Raw genomic sequence first — 17853 nt, 5'->3', positions numbered from 1 at the left:
CAAAGGCGCCAAGGCGCAAAGGAAAAATACTAGTTTCCTAGCTTTGGCTATTATTGATCAGGAAGATTGGAAGGCATTTTGGTGGATGTTTTTCTAAAGTAAAAACGTCCGATTTTTACCAGCACCATGATCTTGGTTCAGGGTATTTTTGTCCATAACCTTTAACCAAATTAATTATGGAACGGAGAAAATTTATTGTCACTACTGCTGCGCTTGCTGCCTTTGGGTCCGACCTAATGGCATTTCCTTTTGAAAATAAAGAAGAAAAAAACGGGTTTTTGGTCAAATCCGGTGAAGCTAGATTCGGGAAGCACACGCCCTTCAGAGGCATCAATCCAAATGACCTCAAAATTTCCTCCAAAGACACAGGGGGACAAATGTCAGTATTCGAGTATATTGGAGTGGAAAAAACCGGACCCTCACTTCACGTTCACTTGGAGCAGGAAGAGGTTTTTTATGTAGTAGAAGGAGAATATCTTTTCCAATTGGGAGATAGTCAGCATGAACTCAAAGCAGGAGATACCATCTTTCTGCCAAGGAATATTCCCCACACTTGGATTCAGACTTCGGATAAAGGCAAGTTGGTATATATCCTGCAGCCTGCTTTCAAAATGGAGGAATTTTTCCAAACCATGACGGATCTTGGGAGACCTCCAACAGAAGAGGAAGCACAAAAGATTTCATTGGCACATGGCATGAAAAATGTCGGGCCGCCACTAACATTAAAATAAATACAAATGATACTCAGGGATTTTTTGCCCAGTCCTTCTTTGCGGGAATATGTCAGGAAGCACCAGGTCATCAGGTTTGAATTTGGGGCAGGGGAGATTGTTCCTACCAAGATGTACTCTCCCCGTCCTGAAACCTGTCTGGTATTTTACCTGAGAGATTTGCAGGACATTGGTTATCAGGGTAGGAATCAACTTACCGCACATCCGAGGTGTACGATCAACGGTCAGCATACTGTAGTCACAAAAAGATATAATGGAAGGGACTTTTGGGCAGTGCAAATTGTATTGCAACCGAGTGCGCTATACTTGCTGACAGGGATTCCGGCGCAAGAGCTTACCAATACTTTTATTGATGCCGAGGATGTTTGGGGAAAAGAAATCAGGATGGTGCATGAACAGATGTGCAACACTGATGGTGTGGAAGAAGTAATCCGAATTGCTGAATTGTTTTTGGAAAGACTTATCAGACGGCCAAAATACAGTTTGCAGGGAATAGATAAGGTGAGTGCTGTGATTTTGAACCAAAACCGATCCCTTTCTATGGACAAACTTGCTGCCGATTCCTGTCTGAGCAACAGGCAGTTTCAGCGGAGATTTACTGAAAGAACCGGGATTGGCCCAAAGCTTTTCGATAAGGTTGTCCGTTTTGAAAAAGCATTTTTTATGAAAAACGCCAATCCACATTTGGATTGGCTGAGTATCGCCTTGGCCTGTGGGTACTACGATTACCAGCATTTGGCTAAGGATTATAAGTACTTTACCAATCTGACCCCAACCGGGTTTTATGAATTGGATACCAAAGCACCCGAAAGAACTTTTGGGGTCGTGGAGGTCAAGCAGGAGTTATTGGTTTGAGCCCTTTATTCAAATTTAATTTCAAAGGATTTTATATTGATCCTGAATGATATTATCGGCAAGAAAAAATCTGCTGTTTGACAAATAGATCATTTTTTGCCGATATCGGCAAGAATTCCCAGTATTCTGCTTTCCTCAGTTATCCTGCTTCTCCAGAAGCTGGATCCTTCTTGTTTCCCGCCAAGCCGCAAAGAGAAAAGTCTTTTCTATAAATTGATCGAATTCTAAGTCTAAATCAAAATAAATATCAAAGGGTATTTACAGGGATTGGAAATCTAACTAAAAGAGATTAAGTTTAAATAATTGATAAATATCTGAAACTCTTGCGCTATGTATCCCATATGGCGTACATAGAGCAAGAGTTTCGTGAAGCAAACTTTTGTGTCCAATGACAAAAGCCATTCCAATCGAAAAGACAAAACGATAAAAAATATGAAACAAAGGAGTCTTGAAAAAATTTGTTTTGGCTTAATGTTTTGGTTCATAATAAGCCCATTTGTGTCAAATGGACAACAGATAGAAAAAATAACTAACAACGTTAATGTTGCTTCAAACATTCTATTACTCGAGACTTGGCTACAAACCCAAATACGTTACGGGAAGATTCCTGGTGTTTCGGTAGGTATTGTTTACGACGGAGAATTGATTTATCAAAAAGGATTTGGATATGCAGATACTGATAAGAAAATATTATCCACTGCTGACACGAGGTATCGGATTGCTTCTCAATCCAAAATATTTACTGCAATTGGGATTATGATATTGAGAGACGAGGGGAAACTGAATCTTGATGAACCAATTGAGAAGTATCTTACTTGGTTGAAGTTAAAGCAGTTAAATGAAAGTGATCCGCCTATTACTATTCGTCAGTTATTGACACATTCATCGGGAATGTCTCGTGATATTTCGACACATTGGACAGATTTCGATTTCCCAACGCAAGAAGAATTTAGAAAATTAGCAAACACACATTTAGAATTTGTGTATTCGCCTTACACCAAATGGAAATACTCAAACAATGGCTATACCCTTCTTGGAGAGATTATAGAGGCTGTTTCTGGAAAAACCTATAGCGACTTTATTACTGAAAGAATTTTGTTACCCTTAAATATGTCATCTACCAAAGTTATTCAGGACGAAGACTATCAATCAACTTTAGCAGTGGGTTATGGTAGAATATTATCAAATGGACAAAGAGAGAAATTTGGCTACGTTGACGCGAGAGCGACTGCTCCAATGGCGGGATTATCTTCTTCTGTTACAGATTTATCCAAATTTATTTCTTGGCAAATGAGGCTGCTGTATCAAAACAAAACTGAAATTCTTAGCCCAAATACACTTAAGGAAATGTACCGGACGCATTTCATTGATGAAGATTGGCGTTGGGGCTTAGGGTTTAGCATTTATCAGAAAGGAATGGACCAACTTATTGGTGCAAGCGGCCTACAACTTGGATACAGGACATCTTCTACCATTAATCCTAAAGACAAAATGGGTGTTATCGTTTGTATAAACTCAATAGACGGTGAGGCACATCAAGGCACACAGTGGAGTGTTTCAGAAAGGATATATGAATGGTTAACTCCAGCTATAAAAAATGCCTTGACTGTACCAATTCAAACCGATGATACACAAAATTTTAAGGAATTTGAAGGGATGTATGAAAATATATGGTCTGAATCGTATGTCATTTTTGTTGATGGTAGTTTAAAAATTATCACTCCTTATTCCGCGGACCCGAAGAATGGTGCTATGGTATTGGAACCCATTTCTGAAAATAATTTCAAAATCATAACTGCACCTCGCTATAAAGAGGTTGGAGAAACAATTACGTTTAAAAAGGATGCCCAAGGTAAAGTAATTGGTTATACATTAGGTTTTGGAACCGAGTTAAAGAAAATGAACGAATAATAGCTATCAAAAGGCATTGGTAACAATATTTAGCCCACTAGCCGAAAGCCCTTGAAAAAAAGCCCTGATTGATGCATTTACCTATCATGGTTACAATAACAATGGGTTACGTGGCCCTTGACTGACATCCTCAGAGTGAAACGGCTGCTATGTGGATCAGTAATTTTTCTCTTTTCTTCCTGCAGGAATCTGGATTTCCTTAATTTAAAACCCAAAAAAACCATCTGAAACGAAAGGCAAATCTTTTTTTCCAATAAAATCTCCTTCATCCTTCATCTTTCCTCCTTCATCCTTTTCCCTTTTACCTCTAACCTTTTACCATTTACCTTCCACCCCCTTATCCTTCATCCTTCAGCCCTCATCCTTTAAACATTCCTTTAATCTTTTGACCCAATTGTTTACCTTTGTGTCTTCTTAAAAAAGGCTCCAAAAAACGCTCATGATCCTCTTTTTCCAATCTCCCAAAGCCCTGATTTATGCTGTTCAGGCCAAAAACCCTCTCCCTCAACAAGATATTGACAAACTGAATTGGCTCTTTGGTGAAGCCAATCAAATCCAGGCTGACAAAGTCCCCGGGAAGTTTGCCGGACCGAGAAAGGAAATGATCACGCCTTGGTCTACCAATGCGGTAGAAATCACGGTCAATATGGGGATTTTGGGAATCCAAAGAATGGAAGAATACTTCCCGATAACCGAAAATGACAGCATCGACCCGATGCTTCAAAAAGTATATGAAGGATTGGATCAGGATATTTTTGATATCCATTTGCAGCCTGAAAAAATCATCCCGGTTACAGACATCAAAGCTTACAACCAAAAAGAAGGCTTGGCCCTCAGTCAGGAAGAGGTGGATTATCTGGAAGGTGTAAGCAAATCATTGGGCAGACCTTTGACAGATTCAGAGGTTTTCGGATTCAGTCAGGTCAATTCGGAACATTGCCGCCACAAGATTTTTAACGGCACTTTTGTGATCGATGGGGTTGAAAAAGACAAGACGCTTTTTCAACTCATCAAAGAGACTTCCAAAAGACATCCCAACAAAATTGTATCTGCTTACAAAGACAATGTGGCCTTTGTAGACGGACCCAAGGCACAGCAATTTGCGCCAAAAACACAGGATAAGGCTGATTTTTTTGAGACTGAAACCATCCAAACGGTCATCTCCCTCAAAGCCGAAACACATAATTTTCCGACTACAGTCGAACCATTCAACGGTGCGGCTACAGGCGCCGGTGGAGAAATCAGGGACAGGTTGGCAGGCGGAACTGCCTCCATTCCTTTGGCAGGAACGGCCGTTTATATGACCTCCTATCCTCGTTCAGAGGCGGGAAGAAGCTGGGAAAAAGACTTGACTGAAAGGAAATGGCTCTACCAAACTCCGATGGATATCCTGATCAAGGCTTCCAACGGAGCGTCAGATTTTGGAAATAAATTTGGCCAACCCTTGATCTGCGGATCGGTGTTGACTTTCGAGCATGAAGAGAACGGCAGATCACTAGGGTTTGACAAAGTCATCATGCAGGCGGGAGGAATTGGATTTACCAGAAAGGAATACGCGAAGAAAAACGAACCAAGCAAAGGTGACAAAATCATCGTCATGGGCGGTGACAACTACCGCATCGGCATGGGCGGAGGGGCTGTTTCTTCAGTGAATACCGGGGAATTCAGCAATGCCATTGAGTTGAACGCCATCCAACGCTCCAATCCGGAGATGCAAAAGCGGGTTTCCAATGTGATCCGCGCCATGGCGGAATCGAATGAGAATCCGATTATTTCTATCCATGACCACGGAGCCGGAGGGCATTTGAACTGCCTTTCTGAATTGGTAGAAAGCACCGGGGGAACGATCCATTTGGATAAATTACCTGTTGGAGATCCTACGCTTTCTGCCAAAGAAATCATCGGAAATGAATCTCAGGAAAGAATGGGATTGGTGGTGCATGAAAAGGATGTGCCTACACTTCAGCGGATAGCGGAGAGAGAAAGAGCGCCATTCTATGTCGTAGGTGAAACCACCGGAGACATGCATTTCAAATTCGAAAACTTTGAAACAGGTGAAAAACCCGTGGATTGGAATTTGACGCATATGTTTGGAAGTTCCCCAAAAACCATTTTGGAGGATACACCGGCAACAACTAAATATGAAGAACCAACCTATTCAGCCAGCGAGCTAAAAACATACATTGAGCAGGTATTGCAATTGGAAGCTGTGGCTTGCAAGGATTGGTTGACCAATAAAGTCGACAGGTCAGTTACCGGAAGGGTTGCCAAGCAACAAACCACGGGAGAGATCCAATTGCCTTTGAATAACGTGGCCGTAATGGCTTTGGACTTTACAGGAGAAAAAGGAATTGCAACCTCCATCGGTCATGCACCGGTTGCGGCCTTGGCAAATCCTGAAGCAGGTTCGAGGTTGGCGATCGCCGAATCTTTGACCAACTTGGTTTGGGCACCGATTACAGATGGTTTGGCGGGAGTTTCACTCAGTGCCAATTGGATGTGGCCCGCAAAGAATCCGGGTGAAAATGACAGGCTTTACCGCGCTGTCGAAACCATTTCGGAATTTTCCATTGCTTTGGGAATCAATGTTCCTACCGGAAAAGATTCCCTTTCCATGACGCAAAAGTATCCCGGAGGCAAGACGGTTTATTCGCCCGGAACAGTCATCATCTCCACAGTAGGGGAGTGTTCATCTCCGAAAATGACGGTTTCTCCTGACCTGAAGCCGATCGCAGGAAGCAAGGTTTATTATATTGATTTTTCAAAAGACACCCCCAAATTGGGAGGATCCAGTTTTGCGCAAGTATTGAATACAATCGGCAATGATACGCCGGATGTGAAGGATAACAAATACTTTGCAAAGGCATTTATGGTGATCCAAAAGTTGATCGAAAAGGGCGAAATCCTCGCAGGTCATGATATATCTTCCGGGGGGATGATTACTGCTTTGCTTGAAATGTGCTTCCCATCGACCCAAGTTGGTCTCAAAGTGAAAACAGAAAGATTGGCTGAAAAAGACATTGTCAAAGCTTTGTTTGCCGAAAATCCTGGTGTGCTGATCCAAGTCGCAAATCCGGAAAGAACGAGAGCGGTTTTGGAAAACCATGGAGTTTCCTATATCTCAATTGCTGAGGTCACTTTAAATGGAAAAGTTGAATTGCTTGGTACCGACCTGACGCTCGATGTGGTAGAAATGAGGGATACTTGGTTCAAGTCATCCTACTTACTTGACAAAAAGCAAAGCGGAGACAAACTGGCTTTGGAGCGGTTTACCAATTATAAAAAGCAGCCCTTGGCATACAATTTTGGACAAAACTGGAAAGGCACTTTAGATGCTTTTGGGTTGAATCCATATAGAAAAGAAGCCTCAGGAAAGCGTGCCGCCATTATTCGCGAAAAGGGCGTGAACGGTGACCGCGAGATGGCTTATTCACTTTGGTTGGCAGGTTTTGACGTGAAGGATGTCCACATGACAGACCTGATCGCAGGACGTGAAAACCTCGAAGATGTGCAGATGATTGTTTTTGTGGGGGGATTTTCTAATTCCGATGTATTGGGTTCTGCCAAAGGTTGGGCTGGTGCATTCCTGTATAATGAAAAAGCAAAACAGGCTTTGGACAATTTTTACGCAAGAAAGGACACCTTGAGTTTGGGTGTTTGCAACGGTTGTCAACTGATGGTTGAGCTTGGACTCGTCACCCCTGACCATGACGTCAAGCCAAAGATGCTGCACAATGCAAGCCATAAGTTTGAATCGATCTTCGTCAATGTGAATGTTCCTGAGAATGAATCTGTGATGTTCAAATCCCTTTCAGGAAAAAGATTGGGTGTATGGGTAGCGCATGGAGAAGGAAAATTCCAATTGCCAAAACCGAAAGACGCTTACCAAATCGGCATGACGTACAGCTATGAAGGCTATCCAGGCAATCCAAACGGTTCGGATCACGCGGTAGCGGGAATTGTATCCGAAGACGGCAGGCACTTGGCTATCATGCCACATATCGAAAGATCCCTGAAGCCTTGGAATTGGCCATATTATCCTTCCGACAAATCAAGCGACGAAGTCAGTCCATGGATAGAGGCATTTGTGAATGCTTATCAATGGGTAAAAAGCTACTGATGCTCCCACAAAGAGAGACTAAGGCACAAAGAAATTATCATAAAATTCTTTGTGCCCTAGTGTTTAGATAACTTTATAAATAACCATCTATTTTTCTATGGATTCCTTCTTTGATTAGATTGACTTTGAAATTGATCAGTAATCCAAGCTTGATATTTTTTAATCGCATGTAGGTCAACAACATTTTATGGTGGACCTTCTCGATTGTTTCAACAGATTTTAATTCAATGATAAGTTTGTCATCTAAAATCAAATCTGTCCTAAATCCTTTTCCAAAAGACAATCCTTTATACTTAACGATCACTTTTTCTTGTCTTGTAAAGGCGATATTTCTTTCTCGCAATTCATAAGCAAAAATCTCCTCGTAAATACTTTCAATTAAACCTGGTCCAGGTTCTTTATGAATTTGATATGCGATATCTACCGCTTCGGTTGCCAATTCATTTTCCGTCATGTTCCAAAAGGGATTATTAAATTATTTCTTATAGCTTAGTTAAATATAACTTTAATTCGTAAACCAGAAAAAACTTTGTGTCTTTGTGTCTTTGTGAGCGTTTAAAAATTTTGCTTCTTTTCTCTAAGGATTTGCGGGCTTTCTTCCTAATTTTAACCCATGCTTTGGACTACTTCTTTTGATATCCCTGAGGGGGAAAGTAAGATTAATCACCACAAACCAATCTTCTCTATCGGTTCCTGTTTTTCGACCATGATCGGAGAGAAATTGGCTGAGCGGAAGTTTCCAATACTTAATAATCCATTTGGTACACTTTTCAATCCCATCTCCATCGCTCAAGTGATGGAAGATGCTGCGCTTGAGATGCCCATCAACACGGACATGATATTGGTCAGGGATGGTTTGTACTTGCATTTTGGGATGCATTCGGATGTGGTTGCGTACAGTCAGGATTCTTTGGAAAGGTTGATCCACAAAAAGCAACAGCAGACAAAACATGTTTTGGAAAATGCTTCACATATCCTGATAACATTCGGTTCGGCTTGGGTATATGAATATGGCAGTGCAGGACAGATTGTCGCCAACTGCCACAAGCAGCCTGCTGATCTTTTCGATAAAAGATTGCTCCACCCTGATGAAATTCAAAAAGCTTTCAGTGGTTTTTTCAATATCCTGAGGCAAATCAATCCCAATGTACAGGTTTTAATAAGCGTCAGCCCGGTAAGGCATTTCAAAGACGGCATTCCAGAAGACCGATTAAGCAAATCCATCCTGCGGCTAGCTGCCCATGACCTCACCGAAACCTACGATTTTGTGCAGTATTTTCCTGCTTACGAAATCATGATGGATGACCTGAGAGACTATCGCTTCTACAAAGAAGACATGATCCATCCCAATGCGCAAGCCGAAGAATATATTTGGGAAAGATTCAAAACCGCTTGGGTTGATCCCAAGACTTTCCCTTTGATTTTGGAATTTGAAGGGATCAAAAGAGACCTTGCCCACCGGCCATTCAATCCTGACAGCCCGGCCCATATCAAATTTTTAGACAATCTTCAGAAGAAATTGGAACGATACAGCCGTGATTTTGATTTTTCAAAGGAAATGGATTTGTTGAGAAAACAGGTGCATTCTAGGGGGAAGTGAGGGGAGTTGGGAGGTTTGAAGTAGGAAGGAAGGAAGTTTGAATCAGAGTAAATTCTGGTGTTTTTGACCGATGACGGATGACCGATGTTTGGATTTGGGTAAGGTAGATGTTCTTTTTTTTTGTTCAGAGTCTTTAGGAAACAAAAACAAATAGACTCTTCGTTTCACTTTAATTGACTTTCGTGCGTCACTCTAAATGTAGCGAAGGGTCTTCATTTTAAGGAGATTCTTCACCTCCGCAAGCTCCGGTTCAGAATGACGAATCTGAAAACCCGACAACCCGACAACAATGACAACCTGACAACATTTTAAACAATTACAACAACTACAACCATTACAACAACTACAACAACTACAACCCTTACAACCACTATAACCACTACAACAATTACAACCAAAAAACCAATGTCCAACCGCCTCATCCATTCCCAATCACCCTATCTTCTCCAACATGCCCACAACCCTGTAGATTGGTATCCTTGGGGAGAAGAAGCTTTAGAAAAAGCCAAAACCGAAAACAAGCCAATCATTGTCAGCATCGGCTACTCGGCTTGTCATTGGTGTCACGTGATGGAAAAGGAAAGTTTTGAAGATGATGCCACGGCGGCTATCATGAATGCCCACTTTGTCTGCATCAAAATCGACCGCGAAGAGCGTCCTGATCTTGACAACATTTATATGGAATCTGTGCAGGTGATGGGCGTCAATGGGGGTTGGCCGCTCAATGTCTTCCTAATGCCGGACCAAAAGCCTTTTTATGGGGGAACTTACTTTCCCAACAAACAATGGAAAGGTTTGCTCACCAATATTGCGGATGCGTATGAAAAGCATTTTGACCAACTCGCAGAAAGTGCAGAAGGATTTGGAAGGAGTCTGAACAGGTCCGAATTGGAGAAATATGGTTTGGAGTCTGCTAAGACTGAATTGTCAAGTGAGGAGTTGGCTTATGCCATCAAAAAATTGGAGGATCAGTTTGACTTGGAATGGGGTGGAATGAACAGAAAACCCAAATTTCCCATGCCCGCCATTTGGTCTTTTGTGTTGGAATATGCAATCCTGAAGAACGACGATGCATTGACGGAGAAAGTCTTGTTTACCCTTCGAAAAATCGGAATGGGTGGTATCTATGACCATCTTCGGGGAGGATTTGCGCGGTATTCGGTGGATGGAGAATGGTTTGCGCCACACTTTGAAAAGATGTTGTATGACAACGGGCAGTTGATTACGCTTTATTCAAAGGCCTATCAGGTAAGTGGCGAGGAACTTTTCAAAGAGAAAGTGACCGAAACCATTGCTTGGTTGGAAGCTGAAATGCTTCAGCAGGATGGAGGTTTTTATGCAGCCCAAGATGCGGATTCTGAAGGAGTGGAAGGAAAATTTTACACTTGGACCTCAGACGAGTTGGAATCCATCTTGGCGGAGGACATGCGCTGGTTTGTTAAATTATACAACATCAAATTCAAAGGGAATTGGGAAGATGAGGTGAATATCCTTTTCCAGACAAAATCCTATGAGGAACTTTCCAAGGAAGACGGCCTTTCACCATCAGCTTACATCAATAGGCTTAACCGTATCAAAACCAAGCTGTTGGAGGTGAGGAATAAAAGGATTTATCCGGGTTTGGATGATAAGGTTTTGAGTGGTTGGAATGGACTTATGCTTGAGGGACTCGTGCAGGCTTATCTATCTTTGGGAGAGGAGAAAGCATTAAAGTTGGCGCTTGACAATGGGAATTTTATATTAGTCAAAATGTTCCAAGATGGGATTTTGTATCGGTCTTATAAAAATGGCGAAGCTTATACACCGGGCTTTTTGGAAGATTACGCCGCAGTGATCAGAGGATTTATTTCTTTGTACAAAGCTACTTTTGATCAGAAATGGCTGAAAACAGCCAAGGAACTGACTGAAATTGTTTTGGAACAATTCTATGATGAGACCGACGGCTTTTTCTTTTTCAACAATCCTACCGCAGAAAAATTGATTGCCAACAAAAAAGAGCTTTTTGACAACGTCATTCCCGCTTCCAATTCTATGATGGCAAGAAACCTTCAGGATTTGGGTCTGTATTTTTATGAAGACAGATACCTCGAAATTTCGGAAAAAATGCTTGGAGTCATGAAGAAGCTGATTGTAACCGAACCGGGTTTTCTCTGCAATTGGGCCTCGCTTTATTTGAGTACTTTGGTGCCAAAAGCAGAAATCGCCATTGTGGGAAAGGGCGCTTTTGTGAAGGCCAAAGAATTGCAAACCTCAATTTCTTCAAATTTTGTCATAGCTGCGTCTGAAACTGTCGCAGAAAATATCCCATTAATGGAATACAAAACGGCGGATTCTGATGGAAATGCCTTAATTTACGTTTGCTTCAATAAGGCCTGTCAAAAGCCCGTTTCTGAAGTTGCCGATGCATTGGCACAGTTTCCATCTTTAGCCTGAACCTACTTTTGGAGAGTTTATTTGGTGATTTATACCCGCAGGAAGACAGCAAATCCAATCTATTTGCGGACATCATCTTGCCTGTACCTATCCCCAAGATGTTTACCTACAAAGTTCCGCGGAGCATGGCCGAACAGATCGGGATTGGATTTCGGGTGATTGTTCAGTTTGGGAAAAAGAAGGTACTAACCGGCATTATCGGCAAAGTCCACCAAAAGCCGCCTTCTGCCTATGAGGCCAAGCCCATCCTCGATATCCTTGACAACCACGCCACTGTCAATCCTTTGCAGATTCGTTTTTGGGCTTGGATGGCGGAGTATTATTGCTGCCATATCGGAGAAGTAATGAATGCGGCCTTGCCTTCAGGGTTGAAGCTCAGCAGCGAAAGCAAAATCCAACTCAATCCAACCTTCGATTCAGATACCTCTACGTATCCGCTTGACGACAGGGAGGAGGTTTTGCTACAGGCTTTGGCTGCCAAAGAGGAGATGACTTACGAGGAATGTGAAAACGTACTCGGTCTCAAGTCAATACATACCATCATCAAAAGCTTGGTTATAAAGGAGGCTATTTTAGTTTTTGAGCAATTAAAAGAAAAATACACACCCAAGGTTGAATCTCGCATCAGGCTTTCTAAGGAATTTGCTTCGGATAAGAAAGCTTTGGAACTACTTTTCAATGAAATCGCCCATAAACCCAAGCAAGAGGAAATCCTGCTCAAATACCTGCAGGAAATCCCTGTGTACAAAAGTCTTGAACTCAACCAAAAAGGACTGGACAAAAAAGTAATTACTGAAGCAAACATGTCGGTATCCTCCCTGAAAACCCTGATCAAAAACGGGGTACTTGAGGAGTTTAAGATCATCGTTAGCCGTTTTGAGGAGGAGGAAGGAAACGGGGAAGAAATTGTCCTTTCTGAACTTCAAACAGAGATTTTCGGAAAGCTCAAGCAGCAATTTGAAGAAAAAAACACAGTCCTTTTCCATGGAATAACTGGAAGCGGAAAGACTGAAATCTACATCAACATGATCAAGGAAGTCTTGGCAGGAGGTTCTCAGGTATTATTGTTATTGCCTGAAATTGCTCTGACCACCCACATGGTCGGCAGGCTCAGGAAAGTTTTTGGCAGCAGCATGGGGGTTTACCATTCCAAATATTCGGATAATGAAAGGGTGGAGGTTTGGAATGGGGTTTTGAGTGGAAAACTTTCTTTTGTCATTGGCGCCAGGTCTTCTATTTTTCTTCCATTTGACAGTTTGGGAATGGTGATAGTCGACGAGGAACATGAGTCTTCTTATAAGCAATTTGACCCGGCGCCGAGGTTTCAGGCAAGGGATGCGGCGATCATGCTTTCCTGGATTCACCAAGCCAAAACTTTGCTCGGTTCAGCGACGCCTTCCTTTGAGTCTTTTTACAATGCACGTACCAAAAAGTATGGTTATGTGGCCTTGGACAAAAGGTATGGAGAGGCTCAGCTTCCCGAGTACCATTTGGCTGATATGTTGGTTGACAAAAAGAAAAACCTGCTGAAACTGGATTTCACTAGACTCCTCAGGGAGAAAATTCAGGAAGCTTTATCCAATCAGGAACAGATTTTGATTTTTCAAAACCGCCGTGGCTATGCGCCTTACATTGCCTGCGAAGATTGCGGATGGATTCCTGAATGTGAGCACTGCGATGTGAGCCTGACATACCATCAGTTTGGGGAGGAGATGCGCTGCCATTATTGTGGGTTCAAGGAGAAAGTCCCAAATGCCTGTCCCGCGTGCGGAAGCAATAAATTGGGTGCGGTTGGCTTGGGCACGGAGCGGATTGAAGAAAGTCTTTCCTTACTCTTTCCCGAAGCGAGGATAGCCAGAATGGATTTGGATACGACCCGAAGCAAGTATGGCTATCAACAATTGTTGGAAGAGTTTGGAAGCGGGAACATCGATATTTTGGTTGGTACTCAGATGATTACCAAGGGATTAGACTTCGATCGTGTGACAGTCGTAGGGATCATGGATGCGGACAGGATTTTGTATTTTCCCGATTTTAGGGCAGGGGAGCGGGCTTTTCAGCAAATCACCCAAGTGGCGGGCCGGGCCGGACGTCGGGATAAAAAAGGAACAGTCATCATCCAGACAAGAAAGCCTGAGGAAGCTATTTTTGGACAGGTGATTTCCGGAGATTATAAGAACTTTTATATCCAGGAAATGGGTGACAGGCAACGGTTTTTCTATCCTCCTTTTGTGAAAATCATCAAAATCACCACCAGGCACAAGGATTACAAAATCGCAGATAAAGCCTCAAGACACCTACACAACCTGATGGGAGAAATCGATGTCAAGAAGATTATGTTGGGGCCGGAAAAAGGATTGATAGGCAAAATCAAAAACCAATACATCTTTGAATCCATTGCCAAGCTTGACAAATCAGGCAATGCCCAAGCCCAATTCAAACATGACTTGCTCATTCTTTTGGAAGAAATGCAGGTGCATAAGGATTTTAGGGGAGTGAGGTTTGTGGTGGATGTAGATCCGTATTAAGTATCCAGTATCAAGTACTAAGTATCAAGTACCAAGAAAAAGTATTAAGTATAAAGTACTAATAATCAAGAAAAAGTATTAGATGCCAAGTTCAAGCTATGAATTCAAAATCAGTTAACCAGTTAACCAATTAATCATATAGCCAATAACCATTAACCAAATAACCAATAACCAAACAAATCGATTAATTAACGAAAGAATTAGCTATTTCATTTTTTTATCGGCACTTTACATGACAGAAAAACCAGAACTTATCAAAACCCGATGATATTTTTTGAATTGCTCTGTTTTATCACCCTCATCAAACAAATTACTTATGAAAATTATTTATGTTTTTGGAATCTTATTCCTTTCAATGACTTTTGGCTGTAAAGAAAAAACCGTGACAGAAAAAGTGGTTGAGAAGGAAATTGAAGTCAAAGTTGAAAAAGATGCAGGCACTCAGATCAAAATCGGTCCTGATGGAGGATCGGTAAAGACCAAGAAAGTCGAAGTCGAAATAAAAAATTAATCGAAAAGCCGGACCAAGAATCCGGTTTTTTTTTAAAACATTCTTAACGTTTTGATGGAATACTTTTTTACTATTGATTCCAAATGATATACTGCTTCAACTTTGGATTAAGCCTATTTTTTGGTGGCTAGTTAAAATAACAACATTTTAGAGATAGACACACTTGTACTTAATTCTCATTAAGGCTAATTTGTATAAAAAAAACATGGATATAGAATCACTAAAATTTCCCGTTGGCCGCTTTACAGCACCAAAAGAAATTACTGCCCAACAACTTGAAGAATGGGTTGGAATCATAGAAGAATTCCCTGCCTTACTTAGGGCAGAAACAGATAAGCTTTCAGAAGAACAATTGGACACACCTTATCGACCTGAGGGTTGGACTGTGAGGCAAGTGGTGCATCACTGTGCGGACAGCCATATGAACAGTTTTATCCGTTTCAAGTTGGCGCTTACTGAGGATAACCCGACTATCAAACCTTATCATGAAGATTTGTGGGCGGAGTTGGCAGATGCTAAAAATTTACCTATTGATCATAGTCTGAAGCTTTTGGAAGGATTGCATCACCGGTGGGTAGCATTGATCAAATCACTTTCCGAGACAGATTTACAGAAAACCTTTTTCCATCCTGCAAACCAAAAAACGATTTCCCTTGCCACAACGATTGCTTTGTACGCTTGGCACTCTACACATCACTTGGGGCATGTGAAGTTGGTGAGTGAGAGATTTAGACAGGAGACTTGAGATATGAGAAATGAGACAAAAAAAGCAAGAGATAAGAAGCGAGAAAATTCTGAATTTAGAATGTTGAATTCAGGATAAATAAAAATTGTAAACATGACTACAGGAAGCTGCGAAGGAAATAACCATTACAACCATTAGAACAACTACAACAATTACAACATAATAACCCTTAACCAAATAACCTTTAACCTTCTATTGCCTTTTTCCAATTATTTTTTTAACTTTTACCTTGATTTTTAGCGTGTTATGTATTTTTAAAAAGTCTGTTTTCCATTTTAACTTTCAACTCTAATGAGAAAGTCATATCAATTCAGAAGTTTATCCGTTTTGTTTCTTTTTTACTTTCTATTCCTGATGGCATCCTGTGCCAATCTGAGGATCGTATCCAAGTATGATTCGGATAATCCAGCTCCAATTCAGGTGAACAGAACCTCTTATTTTTGGGGTTTGAGGCAGCCTGTCGATATCAAAACGGAGGCGAACTGCAAATCCATTTGTCAGATTACAGTGAAGACCAATGCCGGACATATTCTGTTAGCTGCCATTACTTTGGGGATCGTCGTGCCCCAATCTGTTGAATATTTTTGTTGCCCGGAGGTACCTATTCCGGGAGAAATTTAAACCCCATTTATTATGCCCTATCCTGCCGGAGTTATTCCTTGGAAGATCAAGGAATTCACCAATGTCCACCAGAACTATACCCAACCTTTGGATGAGGACCTGTCTTTTGATATGGTCTTGGACGATCCTGCTTTTCAAAGTCTCGATCAGTTTTCCCAATACAAAAAATGCACAGCTAATTTTCAATGGATCATCAAGTATGCCTTGGACAACCAGCTCAATATCCGCGCATTAGGTAGTGGTTGGTCTTTTAGCAAAGTTGGGATGAGCGAAGATGCCATAATCAACACCAAGAGACTGAGGCATAAATTTGCCTTAGGAAAAGATAATTTTCATCCTGATTTTTTGAATGCCGGCAATAAGCCTGAAAATTTTAAGTTTTTGCAGTGTGGAAACACCATCATCCAAATCAATGAATACCTCGAAAAACAATGTCAACCTTCCAAAAGCCTGATGGTCAGTGGCGGCAGCAATGGCCAAACCATTGCGGGCGCATTTTCTACAGGGACGCATGGGGCTTCTGTTTTTAAGGGAGCTTTGCCAGAAATGGTCGTCGGTATGCACGTCATCACAGGGCCCGATAGGCATATTTATGTGGAGAGGGCTTCCAGACGGATTACTTCTGTTGCTTTTCAACAAAAATTAGGTGCCGAGGTTTTCATCGATGATGACTTATTCCATGCAATTTGGGTGAGTTTTGGAAGTTTTGGAATTATCCATGGCGTATTGGTGGAGGTGGAGGATAATTTTTTGTTGGAGCAAAAAATGCAAAGGGTACCTTTTGACAGTGCTATGGTGGAAGCTGTCACCAAGATGGATTTTTCGAAAATCCAGCACCACCTCAAATACACTTGGAACGATCCACTCAGGCATCTATATCATTTTGAGTTGGCAGTCAATCCCCATGATTTTGCTTTTGAAGATGTCGAAAAAGGGGTATTCATGAGGTCCATGTTTAAAGTGGCTTATCGGCAGGAATACACGAAAATTGAACATGCCACGTCGGGATTTACCTATGGTGACGATACTCTTGGGTTGATCCAATCGGTTTTGGATGAGGTGCAGGCGAAGGTTGGTTTTTTAAATAGGATCTTAGTTCCCCAAATCGTGAATTCAATTTTTGGATTGGCATACAGTAGGCCTGAAGATTTGGTCGGCACGATAGCGGAGACATTTACCAACACAAGATTTCGAGGAAAAGCCTTTAGTGCTGCGATTTGCCTTGATGTAAAGGATGTGGTCAAAGCCCTCAACATTTGTCTCAAAATCAATGAAGCCGTGAAATTAGCGGGCGTTTTGGCTTTTCGTTTTGTAAAGGGAAATTCGGCCACCCTTGCCTTTACCCGGTTCAAGCATTCTGTAGTGATGGAACTTGATGGTGCTGATGCTGCGATCAATCACCAGTATTATCAATTGGTTTTGGAATCTTTGGAAGCCTCCGCCATTCCGTATACCATCCATTGGGGAAAGCTAAACCGCATCGTGGACAAGAACCGGCTGAATTATATCTATGGAAATGAGATTATCCAACAATGGAAAAAGCAACGGTCCAGGGTGATGACCGAAGAAGTGCAGCAACTGTTCAACAATGAATTTATGCAGCAATGCGGATTGGATGGGTATGTACCATAATTGATAAATATCAAAATACCAACTTAACACCAAATCATTGAAATCAGCCCTGAAAGGGCAAAATAACAAAGGGATGGGTGAAGCCCATCCATAACACATCAGATAATTCCCTTAAGCCCTGAAAGGGTGGGATCATTTTCTTTCTTGTCCTTAAAGAGATTTCGCC

Annotated in this window: 12 protein-coding genes; 11 read left to right on the top strand and 1 reads right to left on the bottom strand. The window is 41.7% G+C overall.

Going from position 1 to position 17853, the window contains the following annotated elements:
* Positions 1-176: 176 nt before the first annotated feature.
* From M3O96_RS10020 to purL, 4 genes are all read left to right on the top strand, one after another.
* Positions 177-731 carry a cupin domain-containing protein gene (locus M3O96_RS10020; protein WP_249720285.1) on the top strand — a complete coding sequence of 185 codons (555 nt, stop codon included), beginning with the start codon at positions 177-179 and terminating at the stop codon, positions 729-731.
* 6 nt (positions 732-737) lie between these two features.
* Positions 738-1586, top strand: a complete 849-nt coding sequence (locus M3O96_RS10015) for a helix-turn-helix domain-containing protein (RefSeq protein WP_249720283.1) — start codon at positions 738-740, stop codon at positions 1584-1586.
* Between the two features lie 432 nt (positions 1587-2018).
* Positions 2019-3497, top strand: coding sequence for a serine hydrolase domain-containing protein (locus tag M3O96_RS10010; RefSeq protein WP_249720281.1), 1479 nt, complete (start codon positions 2019-2021; stop codon positions 3495-3497).
* A gap of 439 nt (positions 3498-3936) precedes the next feature.
* Positions 3937-7617 carry a phosphoribosylformylglycinamidine synthase gene (gene purL, locus M3O96_RS10005; protein WP_249720279.1) on the top strand — a complete coding sequence of 1227 codons (3681 nt, stop codon included), beginning with the start codon at positions 3937-3939 and terminating at the stop codon, positions 7615-7617.
* 73 nt (positions 7618-7690) lie between these two features.
* Here purL and M3O96_RS10000 read toward each other — a convergent pair whose 3' ends face one another.
* On the bottom strand, positions 7691-8071 hold the full coding sequence (locus M3O96_RS10000) for a GxxExxY protein (RefSeq protein ID WP_249720278.1): 381 nt from the start codon (positions 8069-8071) through the stop codon (positions 7691-7693).
* Positions 8072-8230: 159 nt separating this feature from the next.
* Here M3O96_RS10000 and M3O96_RS09995 point away from each other — a divergent pair, with 159 nt between their 5' ends.
* The 7 genes from M3O96_RS09995 to M3O96_RS09965 all read left to right on the top strand — a co-directional run bounded on the left by M3O96_RS09995 (position 8231) and on the right by M3O96_RS09965 (position 17687).
* Positions 8231-9217, top strand: coding sequence for a GSCFA domain-containing protein (locus M3O96_RS09995; RefSeq protein ID WP_249720276.1), 987 nt, complete (start codon positions 8231-8233; stop codon positions 9215-9217).
* Positions 9218-9622: 405 nt separating this feature from the next.
* Positions 9623-11650, top strand: coding sequence for a thioredoxin domain-containing protein (locus M3O96_RS09990; protein WP_249720275.1), 2028 nt, complete (start codon positions 9623-9625; stop codon positions 11648-11650).
* 8 nt (positions 11651-11658) lie between these two features.
* Positions 11659-14178, top strand: a complete 2520-nt coding sequence (priA, locus tag M3O96_RS09985; RefSeq protein WP_249720274.1) for a replication restart helicase PriA — start codon at positions 11659-11661, stop codon at positions 14176-14178.
* A 316-nt stretch (positions 14179-14494) separates the two neighbouring features.
* Positions 14495-14689 carry a hypothetical protein gene (locus M3O96_RS09980; RefSeq protein WP_249720273.1) on the top strand — a complete coding sequence of 65 codons (195 nt, stop codon included), beginning with the start codon at positions 14495-14497 and terminating at the stop codon, positions 14687-14689.
* A gap of 205 nt (positions 14690-14894) precedes the next feature.
* The gene (locus M3O96_RS09975) at positions 14895-15434 is read left to right on the top strand and encodes a YfiT family bacillithiol transferase (protein ID WP_249720272.1); all 540 of its coding nucleotides are present in this window, start codon (positions 14895-14897) and stop codon (positions 15432-15434) included.
* Positions 15435-15725: 291 nt separating this feature from the next.
* Positions 15726-16055, top strand: a complete 330-nt coding sequence (locus tag M3O96_RS09970) for a Bor/Iss family lipoprotein (protein WP_249720271.1) — start codon at positions 15726-15728, stop codon at positions 16053-16055.
* Positions 16056-16067: 12 nt separating this feature from the next.
* Complete coding sequence (locus M3O96_RS09965) at positions 16068-17687, top strand: FAD-binding protein (RefSeq protein WP_249720270.1); 1620 nt, start codon at positions 16068-16070, stop codon at positions 17685-17687.
* The last annotated feature ends 166 nt before the right edge of the window (positions 17688-17853 follow it).

Origin of the sequence: Aquiflexum sp. TKW24L (assembly GCF_023502205.1) — a bacterium.
Classification (GTDB): Bacteria; Bacteroidota; Bacteroidia; order Cytophagales; family Cyclobacteriaceae; genus Cognataquiflexum.
This window is presented reverse-complemented; position numbering and strand designations above follow the sequence as displayed.

Coding starts and splice junctions, on each gene's coding strand:
- M3O96_RS10020 (WP_249720285.1), top strand. CDS start 177: ATGGAACGGAGAAAATTTATTGTCACTACTGCTGCGCTTGCTGCCTTT.
- M3O96_RS10015 (WP_249720283.1), top strand. CDS start 738: ATGATACTCAGGGATTTTTTGCCCAGTCCTTCTTTGCGGGAATATGTC.
- M3O96_RS10010 (WP_249720281.1), top strand. CDS start 2,019: ATGAAACAAAGGAGTCTTGAAAAAATTTGTTTTGGCTTAATGTTTTGG.
- purL (WP_249720279.1), top strand. CDS start 3,937: ATGATCCTCTTTTTCCAATCTCCCAAAGCCCTGATTTATGCTGTTCAG.
- M3O96_RS10000 (WP_249720278.1), bottom strand. CDS start 8,071: ATGACGGAAAATGAATTGGCAACCGAAGCGGTAGATATCGCATATCAA.
- M3O96_RS09995 (WP_249720276.1), top strand. CDS start 8,231: ATGCTTTGGACTACTTCTTTTGATATCCCTGAGGGGGAAAGTAAGATT.
- M3O96_RS09990 (WP_249720275.1), top strand. CDS start 9,623: ATGTCCAACCGCCTCATCCATTCCCAATCACCCTATCTTCTCCAACAT.
- M3O96_RS09980 (WP_249720273.1), top strand. CDS start 14,495: ATGAAAATTATTTATGTTTTTGGAATCTTATTCCTTTCAATGACTTTT.
- M3O96_RS09975 (WP_249720272.1), top strand. CDS start 14,895: ATGGATATAGAATCACTAAAATTTCCCGTTGGCCGCTTTACAGCACCA.
- M3O96_RS09970 (WP_249720271.1), top strand. CDS start 15,726: ATGAGAAAGTCATATCAATTCAGAAGTTTATCCGTTTTGTTTCTTTTT.
- M3O96_RS09965 (WP_249720270.1), top strand. CDS start 16,068: ATGCCCTATCCTGCCGGAGTTATTCCTTGGAAGATCAAGGAATTCACC.